We start from the raw sequence: 808 nt of genomic DNA, 5'->3' as shown, positions 1-808 counted from the left end.
CTCCGTTGGCCTGTCCCGGCGACAGCTCGAACGTCTGTTCATGGAAGAAATGAAGGCCCCACCAGGGGCCGTCTACACGCGCATTCGCATGGAGCGCGCCAGGCAGTTGGTTCTTCAGACAGAGGCTCCGCTGATCGAAATTGCGCTTGAAGTGGGGTTTGACAGTGCATCTCACTTCGCCAGACTGTTCCGGAAGGCGTTTGGAGGATCTCCCACACAATTGCGCCGTGCCGTGCCTAAAACGCTGAAGGCAATCTGATGCGACATGTCGCAATGCAATGCGACCGATATATCGCTAACGCGAATCGGTTCCGGTCTGATCACAGGAACGAAGGCGTGGCGGGCGGAAAAGAACGATTTGGTTCGAACTCGGGGAGCGCAACCAGACATGAAGATGGGCATATCGCTGTTCTGCACATGATGTCTGTACGATCTAGCTCGATGCAAGCGCGCTTAATCGATCGCCTTATCTATATGTAAGCGGCTAGCAACCTCACCGGTCTCATCTGCTCGAATCCTTGCCTAATCATCCAGGGTGTGAAGTGCACCGGCAAGCCATTTGGCTGTGTCGCTCACTGCAATCGTTCGGCGCGCCCTTAGAGGTAGCAGCACATTATAGTGGTCCTCGGTCACCGTCTCTTCCGAATTGAGTGCTACGAGGGTGCCGTCGTTGAGAAAGGTTTGGACAAGAAGACGCCAGCCGAGCGCGATCCCCTGCCCTGCTCGAGCCGCAGCAATTGTCTCAGTGTAATGGTTGAAACGAAGCGATGGTTTAACGGTCAGAGAGCGCCCCCTCTTTTCGATCCAT

General features: G+C 55.3%; 2 protein-coding genes. One reads left to right on the top strand and one right to left on the bottom strand.

All coding sequences use genetic code 11. The features are described 5' to 3' along the window. On the top strand, window positions 1-259 hold a 259-nt coding region (locus tag PH558_RS34025), incomplete at its 5' end, for a helix-turn-helix domain-containing protein (protein ID WP_285208562.1). Between the two features lie 263 nt (window positions 260-522). On the opposite strand, the gene PH558_RS34020 is transcribed toward PH558_RS34025, so the two are convergent. Further along, the coding region (locus tag PH558_RS34020; protein ID WP_285208561.1) for a LysR substrate-binding domain-containing protein at window positions 523-808 on the bottom strand (286 nt) is incomplete at its 5' end.

The sequence above is a fragment of the Rhizobium pantanalense genome (genome assembly GCF_030182525.1).
GTDB lineage: Bacteria > Pseudomonadota > Alphaproteobacteria > Rhizobiales > Rhizobiaceae > Rhizobium.
This window is presented reverse-complemented; position numbering and strand designations above follow the sequence as displayed.